The organism is Streptomyces sp. NPDC004031, assembly GCF_053604375.1.
In genome coordinates, this window is sequence record NZ_JBSGHL010000014.1 from 1 (window position 1) to 17,838 (window position 17,838).

At 73.4% G+C, this 17,838-nt stretch carries 12 protein-coding genes; 4 read left to right on the plus strand and 8 right to left on the minus strand.

Translation table 11 applies throughout. From position 1 onward, the window contains the following. Positions 1-145: 145 nt before the first annotated feature. The 7 genes from ACWERV_RS11405 to ACWERV_RS11435 form a co-directional block, all read right to left on the minus strand. On the minus strand, positions 146-2,386 hold the full coding sequence (locus tag ACWERV_RS11405) for an RICIN domain-containing protein (protein WP_452931593.1): 2,241 nt from the start codon (positions 2,384-2,386) through the stop codon (positions 146-148). 172 nt (positions 2,387-2,558) lie between these two features. Beyond that, positions 2,559-3,395: an undecaprenyl-diphosphate phosphatase gene (locus ACWERV_RS11410; protein ID WP_452931596.1), complete on the minus strand. Its 837-nt coding sequence runs from the start codon at positions 3,393-3,395 to the stop codon at positions 2,559-2,561. A gap of 177 nt (positions 3,396-3,572) precedes the next feature. After that, on the minus strand, positions 3,573-5,126 hold the full coding sequence (locus tag ACWERV_RS11415; protein ID WP_452931599.1) for a glycosyl hydrolase family 18 protein: 1,554 nt from the start codon (positions 5,124-5,126) through the stop codon (positions 3,573-3,575). A gap of 234 nt (positions 5,127-5,360) precedes the next feature. Next, complete coding sequence (locus ACWERV_RS11420) at positions 5,361-6,740, minus strand: S53 family peptidase (protein ID WP_452931602.1); 1,380 nt, start codon at positions 6,738-6,740, stop codon at positions 5,361-5,363. Between the two features lie 182 nt (positions 6,741-6,922). Next, a complete protein-coding gene (locus ACWERV_RS11425) occupies positions 6,923-7,828 on the minus strand; it encodes an ABC transporter permease (protein ID WP_398180076.1) in 906 nt (301 codons plus the stop codon). Beyond that, complete coding sequence (locus tag ACWERV_RS11430) at positions 7,825-10,551, minus strand: alpha/beta fold hydrolase (RefSeq protein ID WP_452931605.1); 2,727 nt, start codon at positions 10,549-10,551, stop codon at positions 7,825-7,827. The genes ACWERV_RS11425 and ACWERV_RS11430 overlap by 4 nt, the downstream gene beginning before the upstream one ends. Before the next feature lie 121 nt (positions 10,552-10,672). Next, on the minus strand, positions 10,673-11,401 hold the full coding sequence (locus tag ACWERV_RS11435) for a DUF4232 domain-containing protein (protein WP_452931608.1): 729 nt from the start codon (positions 11,399-11,401) through the stop codon (positions 10,673-10,675). Positions 11,402-11,644: 243 nt separating this feature from the next. Here ACWERV_RS11435 and ACWERV_RS11440 point away from each other — a divergent pair, with 243 nt between their 5' ends. Next, the gene (locus ACWERV_RS11440; protein WP_452931610.1) at positions 11,645-12,304 is read left to right on the plus strand and encodes a hypothetical protein; all 660 of its coding nucleotides are present in this window, start codon (positions 11,645-11,647) and stop codon (positions 12,302-12,304) included. A gap of 63 nt (positions 12,305-12,367) precedes the next feature. Continuing rightward, positions 12,368-13,372 (plus strand): aldo/keto reductase family protein, encoded by a 1,005-nt coding sequence (locus ACWERV_RS11445; protein ID WP_398180088.1) that lies wholly within the window; start codon positions 12,368-12,370, stop codon positions 13,370-13,372. A gap of 61 nt (positions 13,373-13,433) precedes the next feature. On the opposite strand, the gene ACWERV_RS11450 is transcribed toward ACWERV_RS11445, so the two are convergent. Further along, on the minus strand, positions 13,434-14,711 hold the full coding sequence (locus ACWERV_RS11450) for a transglycosylase family protein (RefSeq protein WP_452931613.1): 1,278 nt from the start codon (positions 14,709-14,711) through the stop codon (positions 13,434-13,436). 176 nt (positions 14,712-14,887) lie between these two features. Here ACWERV_RS11450 and ACWERV_RS11455 point away from each other — a divergent pair, with 176 nt between their 5' ends. Together ACWERV_RS11455 and ACWERV_RS11460 are read left to right on the plus strand one after the other, a co-directional pair. After that, the gene (locus ACWERV_RS11455; protein ID WP_452931616.1) at positions 14,888-15,892 is read left to right on the plus strand and encodes an LLM class flavin-dependent oxidoreductase; all 1,005 of its coding nucleotides are present in this window, start codon (positions 14,888-14,890) and stop codon (positions 15,890-15,892) included. A 412-nt stretch (positions 15,893-16,304) separates the two neighbouring features. Next, entirely contained in the window at positions 16,305-17,534 is a 1,230-nt protein-coding gene (locus tag ACWERV_RS11460; protein ID WP_452931619.1) for a D-alanyl-D-alanine carboxypeptidase family protein, read from the plus strand. The last annotated feature ends 304 nt before the right edge of the window (positions 17,535-17,838 follow it).

Here is a 17,838-nt window from a genome sequence, read left to right on the forward strand (position 1 = left end):
GGCAGTTGGTGCCGTCACCACTCGCATCCACCGCGCCGGATGCGCTGACCTGTGCGTTCAGGTTGAGCGGTCATCAACGCCGGAGAACGGTGCGGCCGGACCGGCCGGCCCTTTCGTCACCGTTCGCCCCGGGGGGCGGGGGGTGTTACGGGTAGCTGGTCAGGTCGGTCACCTGGTGGCCGCTGTTGACGGCGGCCCCGGTGCTGTTGATGACATGGCTGATGGTGCCGGTGCCGCCCAGCGAGACGGTCACCATGTCGTGGAAGCGCACGCCGGAGGTGTCGGGCACCTGGAAGGCGTTGGCGGAGACCACCGAGGGGTTGGCGCTGAAGTAGCAGTAGCTGCCCAGCCCCCACGCCTCGTGGCTGGTGACCGACGGGGCGACCTTGTAGGCGGGGTAGCCCTGGGACGAACCGTTCATCCAGGAGGCCTGGTTGGGCGGGTCGTAGGGCATCTCGTTCTGGAAGAAGTACGTCCGCCCGCCGTTGCCGTTCCAGACGACCTGCGTCTTCTGGAAGTGCTCGACGAACAGGCCGTACGCCGTGACGTTCGCGCCGTTGACGATCAGTCCGGTGTCGGCGGTGTTGGTGCCCCAGCCGACGGTGCCGCCGTTGCCGTGGTCGGCGCGCCAGATCCAGGTGTGGTCGATGATCGTGTTGCTGCTGTTGATCACCAGGGAGTTGACGGCCTTGCCGACGGTCGCGCCGCCGATGCGGAAGAAGACGTCGGACAGGCTCACCGGGTCGGCCGCGTGCGCGGCGGACGAGCCTGCCGGACCGATCTGCATCAGCTGCTGCGAGCTGGTGGTGCCCGCGTCGATGAGCAGGCCGGCCAGCTTGATGCCGTCGACGTCCGCGGTGCTGACCGCGGTGATCCCGTTGTCCGGCACCAGGGTGGCCAGGCCCAGGCCCAGCACGACGGTGTCCGGACGGGTGACGTTCAGCGTCTGGTCGAGGTGGTAGACGCCCGGGGTGACCAGCAGGTTCTTGCCCGCCGCGAGGGCCGCGTTCATGTCGGCGGCGGTCGCGCCGGGCTTGGCGACGTAGAACTGGTCCAGCGGCAGCGACTGGCCCTGCGGGGTCTTGCCGCTCCAGGTGGTGCCGGAGGCGTTGGACTGCAGCGCGGGCACGAAGACCTGGTACTTGCCCGACCCGTCGACGTACAGGAACGGCTTCTCGCGGATGGTGGGCGAGGAGGCGACGTTCGTGTAGGTCGGGAAGGACTGGGCGGGGGCGCCCTGGTCGCCGACGAAGACCATGTTCCAGTTGGAGCCGGACCAGCTGCCCATCGTCGAGTCGCGGGTCAGGAACTGCTGCTGGGAGCCGGAGCGGATCTGGCCGTCGACCTTGGTGTCGGCGATGAAGCCGCCGCTGGACCAGCCGCCGTCGTCCAGCGCCAGGTTGCCGCGCACGTGCATGCGCCGGTAGGGCGCCGCTTGCGAGACCGCCCAGCGGTCGCTGCCGCCGGTGGGGTTGACGGACATGTTCTCGGCGTCGCGCCAGAAGTTCTGCGTGGCGTTGCCGCCGAACCAGTCGGCCTCGGCGTGCACGGCGCCGTTGATCGTCACGTCGTCGGGGCTCAGGCCCAGGCCCGCGACCTGGGTGTAGAAGCCGACGTTGACGTCCGCGCTGTAGGTGCCGGGCTTGAAGAGCACCGCGTAGCGCTGGCTGCCGAACTGGTTGCTCTGCTGCTGGTTGAAGATCGAGGTGAGCCGGGACTGGATCGAGGACGCGGACATCGACGGGTCGAAGACCACGACGTTCGGCCCGAGGTCCGGGTCGCCGCCGGTGGGCGGGGTGGTGGTGCCGCCGTCCGAGCCGGAGACGGTGAAGGACTGCGCGGCGCTGCCGTTGCACGTGTACTGCTGGAGCTGCACGCTGTCGGCGGTGGACGCGCCGGGCACGTCCAGGCACTTGCCGCTGTTGCGGTTGACGAAGTGGAAGGAGCCGCCGCCCTCGGCGACCGGCAGCCATTGCTGGTTGGCGCCGCCGCCGTACAGCCACAGCTGGGTCTTCGCGCTGTCGGCGGTGGACACGTCGGTGACGTCCCACACCTGGTTCGCGGCGGAGCCGGCGCCGACGCGGTAGTAGCCGCTGTCGGTGGCGGTGAACTGCCACTGCTGGGCGCCGCTGCCGTTGCACGTGTACTGCTGGACGGCGGTGCCGTTGGCGGTGGCGGCGGCGCGGGCGTCCACGCACTTGCCGCTGCCGACGTTGGTCACCGAGGCCGGTGCGGCGGGGATGGTCGCGGCTGCCGCGCCGGGCGCGGCGGCCAGGGCGAGCCCGGCACCGGCCGGGAGGAGCAGGGCGGCCACGAGGGCTGCGGTTCGTCTGCGGTGGGGGCGGGGGCGGATGTGCGTGCCGGGCCCGGTGGAAACCTGGGTCACACGTCTCTCCTCGGTCGCGTTGTGGGGTCGCGATGCGGAGTGGACGCTAGGGGCGCACCTGTCGGCGCGTCAATACACATCAAAAAATAAGTCGTGAATTATGCGGGGCGACAGAGGGCCGGACCTTCCGGTCCGGCCCTGTGAGCTGCCCTTCCGGGCGGCCCGGCGTGCGTCAGCTGTCGAGGGTGCCGGTCGCCAGCAGCCCGATGAGGACGAAGCCGATGACGATCCGGTAGATCACGAACGAGTTGAACGAGTGCCGCGCCACGAACCGCAGCAGCCATGCGATGGAGGCGTAGGCGACGACGAACGACACCAGCGTGCCGACCGCGAGCGCGCTCGCGCTCACCCCGCCGCCGGTGGCGTCCTTGAGCTCGTACAGACCGGCGCCGGTGAGCGCGGGCAGGCCGAGGAAGAACGACAGCCGGGTGGCCGCCATCCGGTCCAGGTCGCGGATCAGCGCGGTGGAGATGGTCGCGCCCGAGCGGGAGAAGCCGGGGAAGAGCAGCGCCAGGATCTGCGACGTACCGACGTACATCGCGTCCTTTATGGTGACCTCGTCCTCGCCGCGCTTGAACCGGGCCATCTGCTCGGCGGCCCACATCACCAGGCTGCCGACGATCAGCGACAGGGCGACGACCCACAGCGATCCCAGCGGGCCGTCGATGAGCGACTTGGCCGCCAGCCCGACGATCACGATCGGGATCGTGGAGTAGATCACCCACCAGGTGAACTTGTAGTCGTGGTTGTCCCGCTCGTTGCGGTTCGTCAGCCCGCGCAGCCACGCGGAGACGAACCGCATGATGTCCTTGAAGAAGTACACGAACACCGCGGCGATGGCGCCGACCTGGATCACCGCGGTGAAGGCGACGACGGACTTGTCGTCGACCTTGATGTTCATCAGGCCCTCGGCCATCTTCAGATGCCCGGTGGAGGAGACCGGCAGGAACTCGGTCACTCCTTCCACGACTCCGAGAATGACGGCCTGGCCGACGCCGATGGCACTCATGTGGGTGGTGGTCCTGTCCCCTGGTCCGCCGGTGATCAGCCGGCCCGCTGGTGACGACTACACATGCGTAGACGTCCGGTGGCGACTCTAGAGGATCGGCGGCCGGACCCCGAATCCGGGGAGGTCCGGCCGCCGTGCTGCGGGACAGGCCAGTCCGCTACGTCACGGTCCGCTACGTCAGCAGGCGCCGAGGTCCTGCCACACGCCCCACTCACCGGTGGTGCCGGGCTCCTCGCCCGTCGTCCACCACTTGGCCTTCCAGGTGTGGCCGTTGTGGGAGACGGTGTTGCCGCCGACGTAGACCGCCGAGCTGGTCCACGGGGCCGCGGTGCAGGCGGTCGTGCCGCCGGTGACGGTCAGCGTGAACGTCGCGTTGTGCGCGGCGCCGGAGGCGGTGCCCGTGATGGTGAGGGTGTAGGTGCCGGAGACGGCGGCGGCGGTCGTGGACACGTTCAGCGTCGCGTTGCCGCCCGCGGTGACCGAGCCGGGGCTGACCGAGGCGGTGACGCCGGCCGGCGCGCCGCTCACGCTCAGGTTCACCGACTGCGCGGCGCCCGCGGTGACGGCGGTGTGCACACTGGAGGTGGTGGAGCCGCCCGCCGCGACGGTCGCGGAGGCCGGGGACAGCGACACCGAGAAGTCGTTGGTCGGCGGTGTGGTGGTGCCGCCGCTGTTGAACGCCGCGAAGGTGTGGCTGAACTGCCAGGTGCTCTGCGCGATGCCGGAGCAGGTGTCGGAGCCGCCCTGGCCGGGGCAGCCGCCGTTGTCGCGCTGGAGCGCCCAGAAGGACAGCGTGTTGACGCCCTTGCTGACCGCCCAGTTGTAGACCTGGGTGGCGTCGGCGGTGGTGAACGTCTCGGCGGCGCCGAAGTCGTCGATGCCGGGCATCTCGATGATGCCGACCATGTTCCAGATCTGCGCGTCGGTCTTCGACGTGTAGAGCTTGGCCAGCTGGTCGTGCAGGCCCTGGGTGGCGGTCTGGGTGTCGTTCGCCATCTCGTGGGTGGCGTTGTCGTAGTAGTCGAACGTCATGAGGTTGACGACGTCGACGTTCACGCCGTTGGAGATGGCGTTCTTGATGACCGACAGGCCCGAGCCGTCGCCGGCGGTGCCGGTCGTCAGGCCGTGGGTGGTGGTCGGCAGGGTGTAGGAGATCTGCAGGGTGCGCCCGTTGGCGGCGGCCCAGTCCTGCGTCATCTTGAGCGCCTTGTTGCGGCGGTCGATACCGGCGGCCTTGGTCAGCGAGTTGTCCTCGATGTCCATGTCCAGCCGGCTGATGTCGTAGGTGCTGACGACCTTCTCGTAGGCCGCGGCGATCGAGGCGACGTCGGTGCAGCTGTCGGCGATCTCGGTGCCGGTGTTGTCGGCCGTGAAGCCGCCGAAGGACGGGATGACGTCGCCGCCGCCGGCCTGGATGGTGTCGATGTCGGCACCGAAGTTGGCCTGGCTGATCGGCATCGAGCTGTCGCCGTTCCAGTACGGCGTGCAGGAGCCGACCGACGGGGTCTGGATGAAGGCCATCGTCAGGTACTTGTTGCCCGACGCGGCGGCCAGGCCGGAGAGGCTGTCGCCGTTCCAGGCCTCGAAGTACGGCGCCGAGAGGTGCTGGGGCAGCGGGGTGGCCGCGTGGGCGGCGCCGCCGCCGGTCAGGGCCAGCCCTGCGGTGGCGGCTGCGGTGGCGAGTCCGGTGAGCAGTGCGCGTGCTCGCCCTCTGCGGACGGGTCCGGTCATGGACCGCGCTCCTTCCAGGTGGGGGGATCAGCAGACGGCGGCCTGCTGGTCTGGACCAATACTGTTGGTCCAGACCACTCGACTGTCAAGAGTCCTAACAGATAATGGAGTTGGACCACCCGGGTGCGGAATTCCGGCGTTCACGGCCTTTCCGGCAGCCCCCGGACAGCGGTCACCGCCGCGCCCGGACGCCCGGACGCGGCGGTGACCTCGGCTGATCGTGCGGGCCGCGGGTCAGCGGCCCCAGCTGGTGAGCGCCAGTGCGGGCACGAACCGCAGGGCGTCGACCGAGCCGACACCGGTGGCCATGTCGTAGCCCTTCACCGCGGTGTAGCCGGGAACCCCGCCGTAGGTGTTGTTCGTCCCGTCCGCGACGTCCACGACGCCGGTGAACTTCGGGTTGCCCTTGGCGAGCGCGTACAGCGCCTGGTGGATGTCGCCCACCCGGTGCCCGCCGTACTGGTCGGCCAGCGCCACGATGCCGGAGAACAGCGGGCTCGCCTCGCTCGTGCCGCCGTAGACGTCCCAGCCGGTCGCCGTCGGGTCGTAGCTGGAGTAGACCCAGGCGCCGCCGTCCACGGCCGCGGCCATCGAGATGTCCGGGGTGCCGCGCCGCGCCCCGACCGTGTTCTTGACGCCGTTCTGGTACGACGGCCGGGCGAAGACGTGCGACTGCCCGCCGCCGCCCGCCCCGTAGTCGTTGTACACGCTGTCCGGCGCGGTGCGGGCGCCCGCCGCGTCCAGGTGCAGCTGGGTGCCGCCGATGGAGGTGACCAGCGGGTCGGCCGAGGGCCAGGAGTTGACCTGGTACGGGTAGTCGCCCGAGCCGTCCTCGACCGCGTCGGTCGCGCCGTCGTCTCCGGAGGAGGCGAGCACCGTCACACCGTGCCGGGCCGCGTCCTGGAAGGCGTAGCGCAGGCCCTGGATGCTGGAGAAGTCGCCCTTGTCGAAGCCGGGGAAGGTGTTCTCGGTCGCCCCGAAGCTCTGGGTGATGACGTCGCCCACGTTGTGGTCGATCAGGTACTTCTCGGCATCCATCATCTCCGGCAGGCCGACGACGCCCTCGGTCTCGGCGACACCCGTCTCGACCAGCACGATCTTCGCGTCGGGCGCGACGGCGTGCGCCATCTCGACGTCCAGCGTGGACTCGCCGGCCCAGCCGGTGTGGTCGGGGTTGGTCGGGTCGAACGGCGGCACGTCGCCCCACTTGACGACCTGCACCTTGCTGCTCTTGATGCCGAACTGGGCGCTGTAGACGTCCAGGTCGTGCTGGATCGTCGGCGAGCCGAACGAGTCGACGATCACGATCGTGCGGCCCTTGCCCGTGACGCCCGCCCGGTAGAGCGGGTTGAGGTCGTACGCCTGGCGGTACTGCAGCGGGGTGTAGCAGTTGATGCCCCACTGCGCCTGGCACTGCGCCAGCGTCAGCGGGCTGCTGACGCCGTGCACCAGCCGGTGACCGGTGACCGCGGGCACCGCCCTGGCGGCGGGCCCGTGGGCGGCGGGCGCGGAGGCGGTGGCACCGCCGGCCGGAGCGGCGGTCAGCACGGCGGCGGTGAGGGCGGTGGCCCCGGCCGCGGCGACCGCTGCGGAGCGCGGGCGGAATCTGCGCATGGACTCTCCCTGGGTGGAGGACGACCGCACGAGACGGATGACTGATCACATCGGAGAGATCATGCCCAGGACAAGAGTGCCTCCCGGATTCCCGCAGCTCGCTTTACCCGGATGGCCCTCCTTTTGCCGGGCCTTGACCAGGGCATGACGGTATGTCGGGCGGACGGGCGCCGGACGCGCCGTCAGGACACGATGTCCTTGGTGCGAAAGCCCCGGAACGCCAGCGCGGTCAGCACCACGGCGTACGAGACCGACACCGACATGCCCTGCAGCATGGAACCCCACTCCAGGTCCGGCTGGAGCGCGTCGGCCCAGGAGAACTGCCAGTGCGCGGGCAGCACGTCCCGCCACGAGCCCAGCGCGGTCACCGCGTCCAGCACGTTGCCGACGATCGTCAGCCCGACCGCGCCGCCCACCGCGCCGAGCGGCGCGTCGGTCCTCGTCGACAGCCAGAACGCCAGTGCCGCGGTGACCAGTTCGCTCACGAAGATGTACGCCACCGCGATCGCCGCCCGCGGCAGCGCGTCACCCGCCGCGAGCGCCCCGCCGGTGGGCAGCTCCAGATCGCCCCAGCCGTACGCGACCGTGCCCGCGGCGAGCGCCACCGCGGGCAGCAGCACGACGGCCGCCGCGCTGAAGCCGAGCGCGACGGTGAACTTCACGCCCAGCAGCCGGGTCCGCGGCACGGGCGCGGCCAGCAGGTAGCGCAGGCTCGACCAGCCCGCCTCCGAGGCGACGGTGTCGCCGCAGAACAGCGCGACCGGCACCACCAGCACGAAACCGGCCGACACGAACAGGCACGTCGCCGCGAAGTTGCCGCCCGAGGCCGTCGCGGTGTCGATCAGCGTCGGCCCGTTGCGGCCCTCCTTGGGGGTGCCGCCGATCGCGAAGGCGATGATCAGGACGAAGGGCAGCGCGGCCAGCAGCCCGAACACCACCATCGTGCGCCGCCGGCGCAGCTGCCGCCGGGCCTCGACGCGCAGCCGCAGCGTACGGCCGGGCCGGTAGCCCTCGGCGGTGTCCCGCCGCGGCACCGCGGCGGGCGGCGGCGCGGGAGCGGGTACGGGTGCGGGCGGGGCGGCGCTCATGCCGAGCCTCCGATCAGGGTCAGGAAGGCGTCCTCCAGCCGGCGGTGCGGCCCGACCCGGGCCACCGGCACGTCCAGCCGGACGAGTTCGGCCACGAACTGCGCCGACGTCAGCCCGTCCAGCACCGCGAGCACGCCGTCCTCGGCGCGTACCGCGGTGGCCACCCCGGGCAGCCCCGCGACCTTGTCGACGACGTCCTGCGGCATCTCGCCGTCCACGCCGACCAGCACGGTGTCCGCCGAGCCGACGATCTCGGCGACGGGCCCCGACGTGACCAGCCGGCCGCGGTCCATCACCACCAGGTGCGTACAGCTCTGCTCGACCTCGGCCAGCAGGTGGCTGGAGACGATGACGGTGCGCCCGCCGGCCGCGTAGCGGATCATCACCTCGCGCATCTCGCGGATCTGCGGCGGGTCCAGGCCGTTGGTCGGCTCGTCGAGGATCAGCAGATCCGGCAGGCCCAGCATGGCCTGGGCGATGGCGAGCCGCTGCCGCATGCCCTGCGAATAGGTGCGCACCGCGCGCTCCAGCGCGTCGCCGAGGCCCGCGATCCGCAGCGCCTCGGCCATGTGCGCGTCGCCCGGCGGGCGGCCGGTGGCCTGCCAGTACAGATCCAGGTTGGCGCGGCCGGTCAGGTGCGGCAGGAAGCCGGCCCCCTCGACGAAGGCGCCGAGCCGCGACAGCACCGGCGCGCCCGGCCGCACCGCCTCGCCGAAGACCCGGATCTCGCCCTCGTCCGGGTGGATCAGGCCCATCAGCATGCGCAGCGTGGTGGTCTTGCCCGCGCCGTTCGGCCCGAGCAGCCCGAGCACCTGTCCGGGCTCGACCCGGAAGGACAGGTCGCGCACCGCGTAGCGGTCGGCGGACTTCGCGTAGCGCTTGCTCAGCCCGGTGATCTGGAGCGGGACCGCCGCGAGCGCGGGATCGGCGGGGCGCGGCCGCACCCGGCGCCGCCCGGTCACCAGCAGCGCCGCGGCGGCGAGCAGCGCGGCCGGCGGCAGCGCCCACGTCCACCAGGGCAGCGGCCCGGCGGCGTCGGACAGCTCGGTGTCGACCGGCACGGTCAGCTGCGGCCCGGCCAGCGCCACCGTCACCGACGCGGCGGCCGCGGGCGAGGCGTACCCCAGGTCGGTCGTGGCCACCACCAGCCGCAGCCGGTGACCGGCGGCGAAGTCGTGGTCCACGGCGGGCAGTTGCAGCGTCACCAGGCTGCCGCCCGGCGCCCCGGCGACCCGTACGGGCGCGGCGAGCCCGGCGGGCAGCGTCTGCTTGCCGCCCGGCGTGACGTCGTAGAGCTTGCCGAAGAGCACCACGTCGGGGGCCTTCGTGGTCACCCGCAGGGTCACGGTGGGCGCGCCGGTCAGATGGGTGTGGGCGGGCAGCCGCGCGGAGTCGAAGCTCGCGAACTGCCCCGGCATGTCGGTCGACAGGCTCGCGCCCAGCGACGACAGGGAGCTGAGCGCACCGGCGCCGGGCACCGCGGAGATCGCCGGCGGCGAGCCGCCCGCGGGGCTGAGGACCCGCTGCGGGCCGCCGGTCAGGGTGAACCGGGGGGCCGAGGTGCCCTCCAGGCCCGGGTAGGAGCCGGCCGTGGCGCCGCGCAGCACCACACTGCCGTCGGTGGAGTTCAGGCCTCCGGTGCGGGTGACGCGGAAGGCCGGGCCGGTGTCCGCGCCCTTGTCGCCCTTGAGGTAGCGGTCGAACCACGCGGTGACCCGGCGGTCGATCCGGGCGTCCTCGGTGTCGCCGCCGTCGTGCCCGCCCGCGATCCAGTCGACGGCCACGGGCGCGCCGCCCGCCCGCAGCGCGGCGGCCGCCGCGTCGGACTGCGCGAGCGTGAAGAGCGAGTCGGTCTGGCCCTGCACGATGAGCGCGGGCACCTTGATCCGGGACGCGACCGCGACGGGGCTGAGCGCCGTGAGCTGCGCGGTGGCCGCCGCGTCGGGGCGGCCGGCCTGCGCGACACGCTGGTAGAGGGCGCAGATCTGCGGTGTGAAGCGGCCGCACACCGGGTCGCTCGCGGCGGCCGCGGTCGCCGGCGCCCGAGCCTCGGCCGCCGTCGGGGCCTTCCCCTGCTGCCCGCCCGTGCCGACGCCGGGCAGCTGGGTGGCACCGGAGGAGAAGAAGATGCCGGCCCAGAGCTTCTTGTAGACGCCGTCCGGGAAGAGCGCGTCGGCGAGGTTCCAGTACGTCTCGCGGGGCGCGATCGCGTCGATCCGGTGGTCGTACCCGGCGGCCAGCAGCGACACCGCGCCGCCGTACGACACGCCCGTGACGCCGACCCGGGGGTCGCCGGGCGCGTCGAGCCGGACCTCGGGGCGGGCGGCGAGCCAGTCGACGAGCCGGCTGACGTCGGCGACCTCGCCGTCCCGCGCGTTGAGGCCGATCTGCCCGCCGGACGCGCCGAAGCCGCGCGCCGACCACGTCAGGACCGCGTAGCCGTGCCGGGCCAGCGACTCGGCCTGGCCGCGCACCTCGTCCTTGCTGCCGCCGAAGCCGTGGCCGAGCAGCACCGCGGGTCTGCGGCCGCCGCCGCCCGCGGTGAAGTAGGAGGTGTCCAGGCGTACGCCGCCCGCGCCGGTGAGCATCGCGTCCGAGCGGTGCACCGCGGGCCCGCCGCCGTCCGCCGCGGCGGTACCGACCGCCGCACCGCCCGCCACGAGCACCGCGAGCGCCCCCGCGCCGGCCAACCACCGCCTGCGCCGCGGCCATCGGAGATCCATCCCACGATCCTAGGCGGGCGGAATGCGCGGGCCGTGGACGGGGCGGGGCGTTCCCCGCGATTCCCCGGCTTTTCACAACGTGCGGCGCCCGGCCGGGAAGGGCCGGGCGCCGCACGCGGGGTCAGATCTGGGTGACCGGGCGCATCGCCATGCCCTCGGTGAGCGCCCAGCCGTACAGGCGCGCCGCGTCGTCGTAGGAGACGGAGTCGAGGCCGTCGGGCAGGTCGAAGATGAGGGTGCCGTTGAGCTCGGTGCCGTCGCCGGAGACCAGGGTGGCGGTGAAGCGGTCGGACCGGTCGTACTCCGCCTCGCCGCCCTCGTCGGCGCCGAAGACGTACAGCCCGGCGTACGCCTTGCCGCCGCCCGGGACGACCAGCGGCTCGGTGTTCTGCTCGCCCAGCGTCCGCACGATGTCGGCGTCGTTGCCGGCCCCGAGCCGCACCTGCGGGGACTCGTTGAGGACGCACGGGGTCCTGGTGCCGTTGGTGACGGTCAGCAGGAAGTGCCGCGGGGTGTCCCCCGACGGGTCCTTGAGCTCGACCGCGGTGTTCAGCTCGGTGACCTGGCAGTCCTTGTACTTCGTGCCGTTGCCGCCGCTGGTCTCGCCGGTGTCCCCGACCTGCTCGCTGGGCGTGGCTTTGGCGGTCCCGGTGCCGGTGCCGGAGTCGGCGGTGGTCGCCGTGGCCCGCGGTGTGCCCGTGCCGGTCGACGCCGGGCTCGACGGGCCCGCGGCGTCGTCGTCGCCCTGGCAGGCGGTGACCGTCAGCAGCGCGGCGACCGCCGCGGCCCCCAGGAGGGCGCCGCGCAGGCCCCGGCGCGCCGGACCGGTTCTGGCCGTCTTCGTGTTCATGTGGTGATCCCGTTCCCCCGAGACCGGCCCCGAGGACCGGTACGTCTGCAACCGACCCGGCAATTGTGACCTCGGCGCCCGCCCGGCTCCCGGCGACCGCGCGTTTGTTACGCCCCGCGCACCAACTGGCAGCGCGCGCGTGACCCTTGCCGCGGGCGGGGGACCGCCGCCGCTGCCGGGGGCGCTGTCGGTGGCCCGCGGTACGGTGCGGGAAAGGATGCGACGGGACGGGAGGAAAGGCGCATGAAGGGCACGCTGACCGCGGCGCAGCGCCGCGCGCTCACCGGATCCGACCCGGTGACCGGGCGGCTGGCCGCGCGCGCCGACGTGTGCGCCGCACTGGCCGCCCACGGGCTCGCCGTCCGCCACGGACGCAGCGGCCACCACGGCTACTACCTCACACCGGAGGGCCTGCGGCTGCGCGCCGGCCTGACGGCGCCCCGGCCCGACGTCCCGCCGCCCGGCCGCCCCGCACCCGCCGCCGACACCTTCGCGGCCGACGACGGTACGGGGACGGGCCCGCCCGGCGGCCCGCGCCGCGCCGCCGAGGTGGCGACCGCGTGGGAGGGCCTGCTGCGGATCAGGTCGCTGCTGCTCGACGGGGCGACCGGCGCGCCCGCGCCCTGGGAGCGGGAGCGTCCGGTGCACGCCGTCGCCCTCGCCCTGGAGGCCGCCGGCTGCCCTCCCGCCCGGCCCGGCTCCCCGGGTTACGCCGTGACGGCCGCCGGTGAGCGGGACGGCGAGCCGCGGGTCGCCTGGCGCGGCGCCGCGGACGGGACGGCGGCGATACGGGCGCTCGCCCGCTGCGCCGGACTGCTCGGCCGGTACGGCTGGCAGTGCACCGAGCACCGCACGCGCGAGGGCGAGCCCTTCCTGCTGGTCTCCCCCACCCGCGCCCGCTGAGCGCGGAAGGTCCGGTGCGGCCGCCTTCACCGGCGGCGGGGAGGCGGATTAAGGTCGTTGACCATGGAATACCGTCACCTCGGCCGCAGCGGCCTGATCATCAGCGAGATCGCTTACGGCAACTGGCTCACCCACGGCTCCCAGGTGGAGGAGGACGCCGCCACCGCGTGCGTGCGCGCGGCCCTGGACGTCGGCATCACCACCTTCGACACCGCGGACGTCTACGCGGGCACCCGCGCGGAGTCCGTCCTCGGCCGCGCGCTGAAGGGCGAGCGGCGCGAGGGCCTGGAGATCTTCACCAAGGTCTTCTGGCCCACCGGCCCCGGCCACAACGACCGCGGCCTGTCCCGCAAGCACATCATGGAGTCCATCGACAACTCCCTGAGCCGTCTGCAGACCGACTACGTCGACCTCTACCAGGCGCACCGGTACGACCGCTTCACCCCGCTGGAGGAGACGATGGAGGCCTTCGCCGACGTCGTGCACTCCGGCAAGGCGCACTACATCGGCGTGTCGGAGTGGACCGCCGACCAGATCCGCCGCGCCCACGCGCTGGCGCGCGAGCTGCGGATCCCGCTGGTGTCCAACCAGCCGCAGTACTCGGCGCTGTGGCGGGTCATCGAGGGCGAGGTCGTGCCGACGTCGGAGGAGCTGGGCATCGGCCAGGTCGTCTTCTCCCCGATCGCCCAGGGCGTCCTCACCGGCAAGTACGTGCCGGGCGAGCAGCCCCCGGCCGGTTCGCGCGCCACCGACGACAAGGGCGGCGCCAACATGATCGGCCGCTGGATGCGCGACGACGTGCTCGCCCGGGTGCAGGAGCTGAAGCCCGTCGCGGCGGAGGCGGGCCTGAGCCTGGCGCAGCTCGCGGTCGCGTGGGTGCTCCAGAACAAGAACGTCTCGGCCGCGATCGTGGGCGCCTCGCGCCCCGAGCAGGTGGGCGAGAACGCGAAGGCGGCAGGCGTGAAGCTGGACGCCGAGGTGATGGAGCGCATCGAGTCGGTCCTCGCCCCGGTCGCGGAGACCGACCCGCTGAAGGTCTACGAGAACGTCCCCACCAAGCGCCCCTGACCCCGGGGGGTCGGCTCGGTACGGCGTCCCGGTCCGCCCGCGCGGCGGCCCGGGGCGCCGGTCAGACCTTCACCCCGTGGGCGCGCAGGAAGTGCAGCGGGTCGATGTCGTCGCCGTACACCGGGCCGGTGCGGATCTCGAAGTGCAGGTGCGGGCCGGTGGCGTTGCCGGTGGAGCCGGAACGGGCGATGCGCTGGCCCTCGGTGACCTGCTGGCCGACCTTGACGGAGATCTGCGACAGGTGGCCGTACTGGCTGTAGTGCCCGTCCGGGTGCCGGATGACCACCTGGTAGCCGTACGAGCCGCCCCACCCGGCGCTGACGACCTTGCCCGAGGCCACCGCGTGCACGGCGGTGCCGGTCGGGACCAGGAAGTCCTGGCCGGTGTGGTGGCCGCTGGCCCAGTGGCTGCCGGACGCCTCGTAGCCGGTGCCGAGCGCGGCGTGCACCGGCAGCGCCCAGCCGGTGGTGTGCCGGACGGCGGCGGTCTCGACGGTCTTCTTCTGCGCGGGCTTCGCGGCCGGTTTGGCGGCGGGCTTGGCCGCGGGCTTCGCGGCGGGCTTGGCTGCCGGTTTGGCTGCCGGTTTGGCCGCGGGTTTCACGGTGGGCCTCGCGGCCGGTTTCGCCGCGGGCCGCGGCTTCGCGGGCGGGGCGTCCAGGGCGAGCCGCTGGCCGGGGAGGATGAGGTCGGGGTTGTCGCCGACGACGCCGCGGTTGTCGGCGTACAGGCGCGGCCAGCCGCCCTTGACGTGCTGGTCGGCGGCGATCCCGGAGAGGGTGTCGCCGTGCACGACCGTGTAGTGCTCCTGCCCGGTGGACTTCCCCGGCACCGCGGCGGGCTTCTTCACCGTCTTCTTCGGCTGCGCCTTCGCGGGCGCCTTCGGGGTGTGCGCCGTGGTGTGCGCCGTCACGGGACGCGTCTTCGACGCGGGTACGTGCACGGTGTGCGAGGCGGTGGCCACCTCGCGGGTGAGCCCGGCACGCCGGGAGCACACCGGCCAGGCACCGGGGCCCTGGCTGCGCAGCACCCGCTCGGCCACGGCTATCTGCTCGTTCCTGGTGGCCAGGTCGGCGCGCGGGGCGTACGCGCCGCCGCCGAAGGACTTCCAGGTGGAGGACGTGAACTGGAGCCCGCCGTAGTAGCCGTTCCCGGTGTTGACGTGCCAGTTCCCGGAGGATTCGCAGTTGGCGACCTTGTCCCACACCCCGGTGGACTCGGCGTGGGCCGTGCTCATGCCGATGAGCGGCAGCGCCAGGCCGGCACCGCCCGCGGTGACGGTCAGCGAGGCCTGCGAGACCCGGCTCGGGCGGTAGCGGCGGTGGCGTCCGCGTAAGGCCATGGAAGGCGTCCTCTCCGGACCGGCCCGGCACCGTGACACCGGGCTGCCATACGCCCGAATTGCCGGGCGGGCACAGAGTAGGCCCGCCCCGGGCGCGCCACAAGGGCGCATCCGGCACCGCCGCCGCGCTCCCCTCGCCCCGGGAATGCCCGGCCGGGGTGAGCGTTGGAAGGAGAGTGAGTTCCGTACTGCGCGACACGCCCTTCTCGATACTGGACCGCTCCCGGGTCCGGGAGGGCGCGGACGGCCCGCAGGCACTGCGGGACACGGTGGCGCTGGCCCGGGAGGCCGAAGCGCTGGGCTACCACCGCTTCTGGGTCTCCGAGCACCACTCCGTGCCCGGCGTCGCGGGCTCCGCGCCCACCGTGCTGGCCGCCGCCGTCGCCGCGGCGACCTCCCGGATCCGGGTGGGCACCGGCGGGGTGATGCTCCCCAACCACCGGCCGCTGGTGGTCGCCGAGCAGTTCGGCGTGCTCGAAGCGCTCCACCCGGGGCGGATCGACATGGGCCTCGGCCGCTCCGTGGGCTTCACCGGCGGCGTACGGCGGGCCCTCGGCCACGGCAAGGACGCGGCCGAGGACTTCGACGCGCAGGTCGCCGAACTGCTCGGATGGTTCACCGGCGAGCAGCCCGCCTACCCCGGGGTGCACGCGTGGCCCGCGGAGGGCCTGCGGCCCGCGCCCTTCCTGCTGGCCACCGGCAGCGGCGCGGACCTGGCCGCGCGGCTCGGGCTGCCGCTCGTCATCGGCGCGGTGCGCGGCGAGGACGCGATGCTGCGGGCGGTCGAGGCCTACCGCGCCGGCTTCCGGCCGTCGCGCTGGGCCGCCGCCCCGCACGTCACCCTCTCCGGCACGGTCGCGGTCGCCGACACCCCGGAGGAGGCCCGGCGCCTTCTCCTGCCCGAGGCCTGGTCCACCGCGTACTCCCGCACGCACGGCGCCTTCCCCCCGCTGCCCCCGCCGGAAGCGGTGGAGTCCCGCGCGATGAGCCCCGCGCAGCGGGAGCACTTCGGCGCCGCCCTCACCGGCCACGTCGCCGGCCCCCCGGACGAGGTGGCCGCCGCCCTCACCGCCCTCCTCACCCGCTCGGCGGCCGACGAATTCCTCGTGACGACCAGCACGTATGACCGCCGTCGGCTCCTTGAGTCCCACCGCGCCCTCGCCACGCTCCTCGCCGCCTAGCAACGCCACGACCTCGCGCCTGCGCCGCGGGGCGCCCCGTTTCAGGGCTGCGCCCGCACCGCCGGGCACCCGTTTTTCCGGGCTGCGGCGGCGCCGCCGGGCACCCGTTTTTAGGGGCGCGGGGAACTGCGCGGCCCGCCCCCACCGGCCGGTGGTCCGGATCGGACCGAGCTGCCCCTTTGGGTCGGTTGACTACCCGCGCCCCGGTGGGGGCTGAGCGCGCAGTTCCCCGCGCCCCTAAAAAACGGGCTGCCCCGCGCGGCAGGCGCAGACCCCGCGCCCCTGCGGGGCGCTCCGCGCGGCAGCGCGGACGGGGGACGTGGGCCGGGTGGCGTAGAGGGGCCACCCCTCGGGGTGGGGTACGGGCCTGGTCACCGCGCCGCAAAGGCATTGGCGTTCATACGGTGAACGTATGAGCAACCGCCGCCCCACCCCCCGTATCCCCCACCGCGTCGCCGCCGCGCTCGGCGCGGGCTGCTGCCTCGCCCTGTTCGCGGCCCCCGCCGCCCCCGCGGGTGCCGCGACCGGCGGGACGGGCGACGGCAGCCCGAACGAGGTGATCGGCGGGGCGCTGCTGGGCGAGCCCGGCGTGCACGTGGACCTCCAGGACGGCGCCCCCGACCTGCCGGACGGCATCTCCGCACTGTCCTGGACGGTCTCCGACGCCCGCACCGGCCAGGTGCTCGCCGCCAAGAGCGCGCACCGCGAGCTGCCCCCGGCCTCGACGCTCAAGACGCTCTTCGCGCTGACGGTGCTGCCCCGCTTCCCGGCGGCCGAGACGCACAAGGTCACCGACGAGGATCTGCTGGGCATCGGCGAGGGCAGCAGCCTGGTGGGGGTGCAGCCGGGGCAGACGTACACGGTGGCGGATCTGTGGCGCGGGGTCTTCCTCGCGTCGGGCAACGACGCCGTGCACGTCCTGGCGCACATGAACGGCTCGGTGGCGCAGACGGTGGCGCAGATGCAGGCCAAGGCGCGGATGCTGGGCGCCGACGACACGCACGTGGTCTCGCCGGACGGCTACGACAATCCGGGCCAGGTCTCGTCCGCGTACGACCTGGCGGTCTTCGCCCGCGCGGGGCTGGCAGACCACGACTTCGCCTCGTACGCCTCGACCGCGTCCGCGCAGTTCCCCGGCGGTTACGACGCGCAGGGCGAGTTCGTGAAGTCGTTCGGGATCCAGAACACCAACCGGCTGCTGACCGGTGCTCAGGGCGTGCACCCCTACCCGGGGCTGATCGGTGTGAAGAACGGTTACACCACCAACGCGGGCAACACCCTGGTCGCCGCCGCCAGGCGGGACGGCCGCACGCTCATCGTGACCGTCATGAACCCGCAGTCGGGGCTGCCGCAGGCCGTGTACACCGAGGCGGGCAAGCTGCTGGACTGGGGCTTCGCCGCCGCGGGGCACACCGCGTCGGTCGGCACCCTCAACTCCGCGCCGACCGCCTACCACCTCAAGAGCGTGGCCGCGCAGATCCCGGTGCCCGCCCGGCGGGCGACGCGCCCCGCACCGGCCGAGCACTCCTCCTCCCCGCACGACAACACCTCCACGGCGGCCTGGTCCATCGGCGGCGGCCTGGCGGTGCTCGCGGCCGGCTCCGTCCTGCTGCTGCGCCGCAGGGCGGGCCGCGGCCGCTGACGACCGGACGGGCCCCCGTCCGCCGGGGGCCCGTTCGCGGTGCCGTGCCGACGGCGCCGCGTGCTACAGTGCGAACAGCACTTGTCTGTGCCGCCTTCGTCGCGGCGCCGGTGCCGTTCTCTCCTTCCTTCCCGTCCGGCGGTCCGTCCGTCCGGTCCGGTGGTTCCCTTCCGCGGTCGCGCAGGACGCGTCCGCGCCGGTTCGCCCCCGACGCCCAGGTGACAGGCCTCGGCACGGGCCGCCGGGTGATGTCCGCGGTCCGCGGAGCGTGACGACCCCGCTCGCGCCGCATCCCCCTCCTGCT

Coding starts and splice junctions, on each gene's coding strand:
- ACWERV_RS11425 (WP_398180076.1), bottom strand. CDS start 7,828: ATGAGCGCCGCCCCGCCCGCACCCGTACCCGCTCCCGCGCCGCCGCCC.
- ACWERV_RS11460 (WP_452931619.1), top strand. CDS start 16,305: ATGAGCAACCGCCGCCCCACCCCCCGTATCCCCCACCGCGTCGCCGCC.
- ACWERV_RS11445 (WP_398180088.1), top strand. CDS start 12,368: ATGGAATACCGTCACCTCGGCCGCAGCGGCCTGATCATCAGCGAGATC.
- ACWERV_RS11430 (WP_452931605.1), bottom strand. CDS start 10,551: ATGGATCTCCGATGGCCGCGGCGCAGGCGGTGGTTGGCCGGCGCGGGG.
- ACWERV_RS11410 (WP_452931596.1), bottom strand. CDS start 3,395: ATGAGTGCCATCGGCGTCGGCCAGGCCGTCATTCTCGGAGTCGTGGAA.
- ACWERV_RS11440 (WP_452931610.1), top strand. CDS start 11,645: ATGAAGGGCACGCTGACCGCGGCGCAGCGCCGCGCGCTCACCGGATCC.
- ACWERV_RS11450 (WP_452931613.1), bottom strand. CDS start 14,711: ATGGCCTTACGCGGACGCCACCGCCGCTACCGCCCGAGCCGGGTCTCG.
- ACWERV_RS11420 (WP_452931602.1), bottom strand. CDS start 6,740: ATGCGCAGATTCCGCCCGCGCTCCGCAGCGGTCGCCGCGGCCGGGGCC.
- ACWERV_RS11415 (WP_452931599.1), bottom strand. CDS start 5,126: ATGACCGGACCCGTCCGCAGAGGGCGAGCACGCGCACTGCTCACCGGA.
- ACWERV_RS11435 (WP_452931608.1), bottom strand. CDS start 11,401: ATGAACACGAAGACGGCCAGAACCGGTCCGGCGCGCCGGGGCCTGCGC.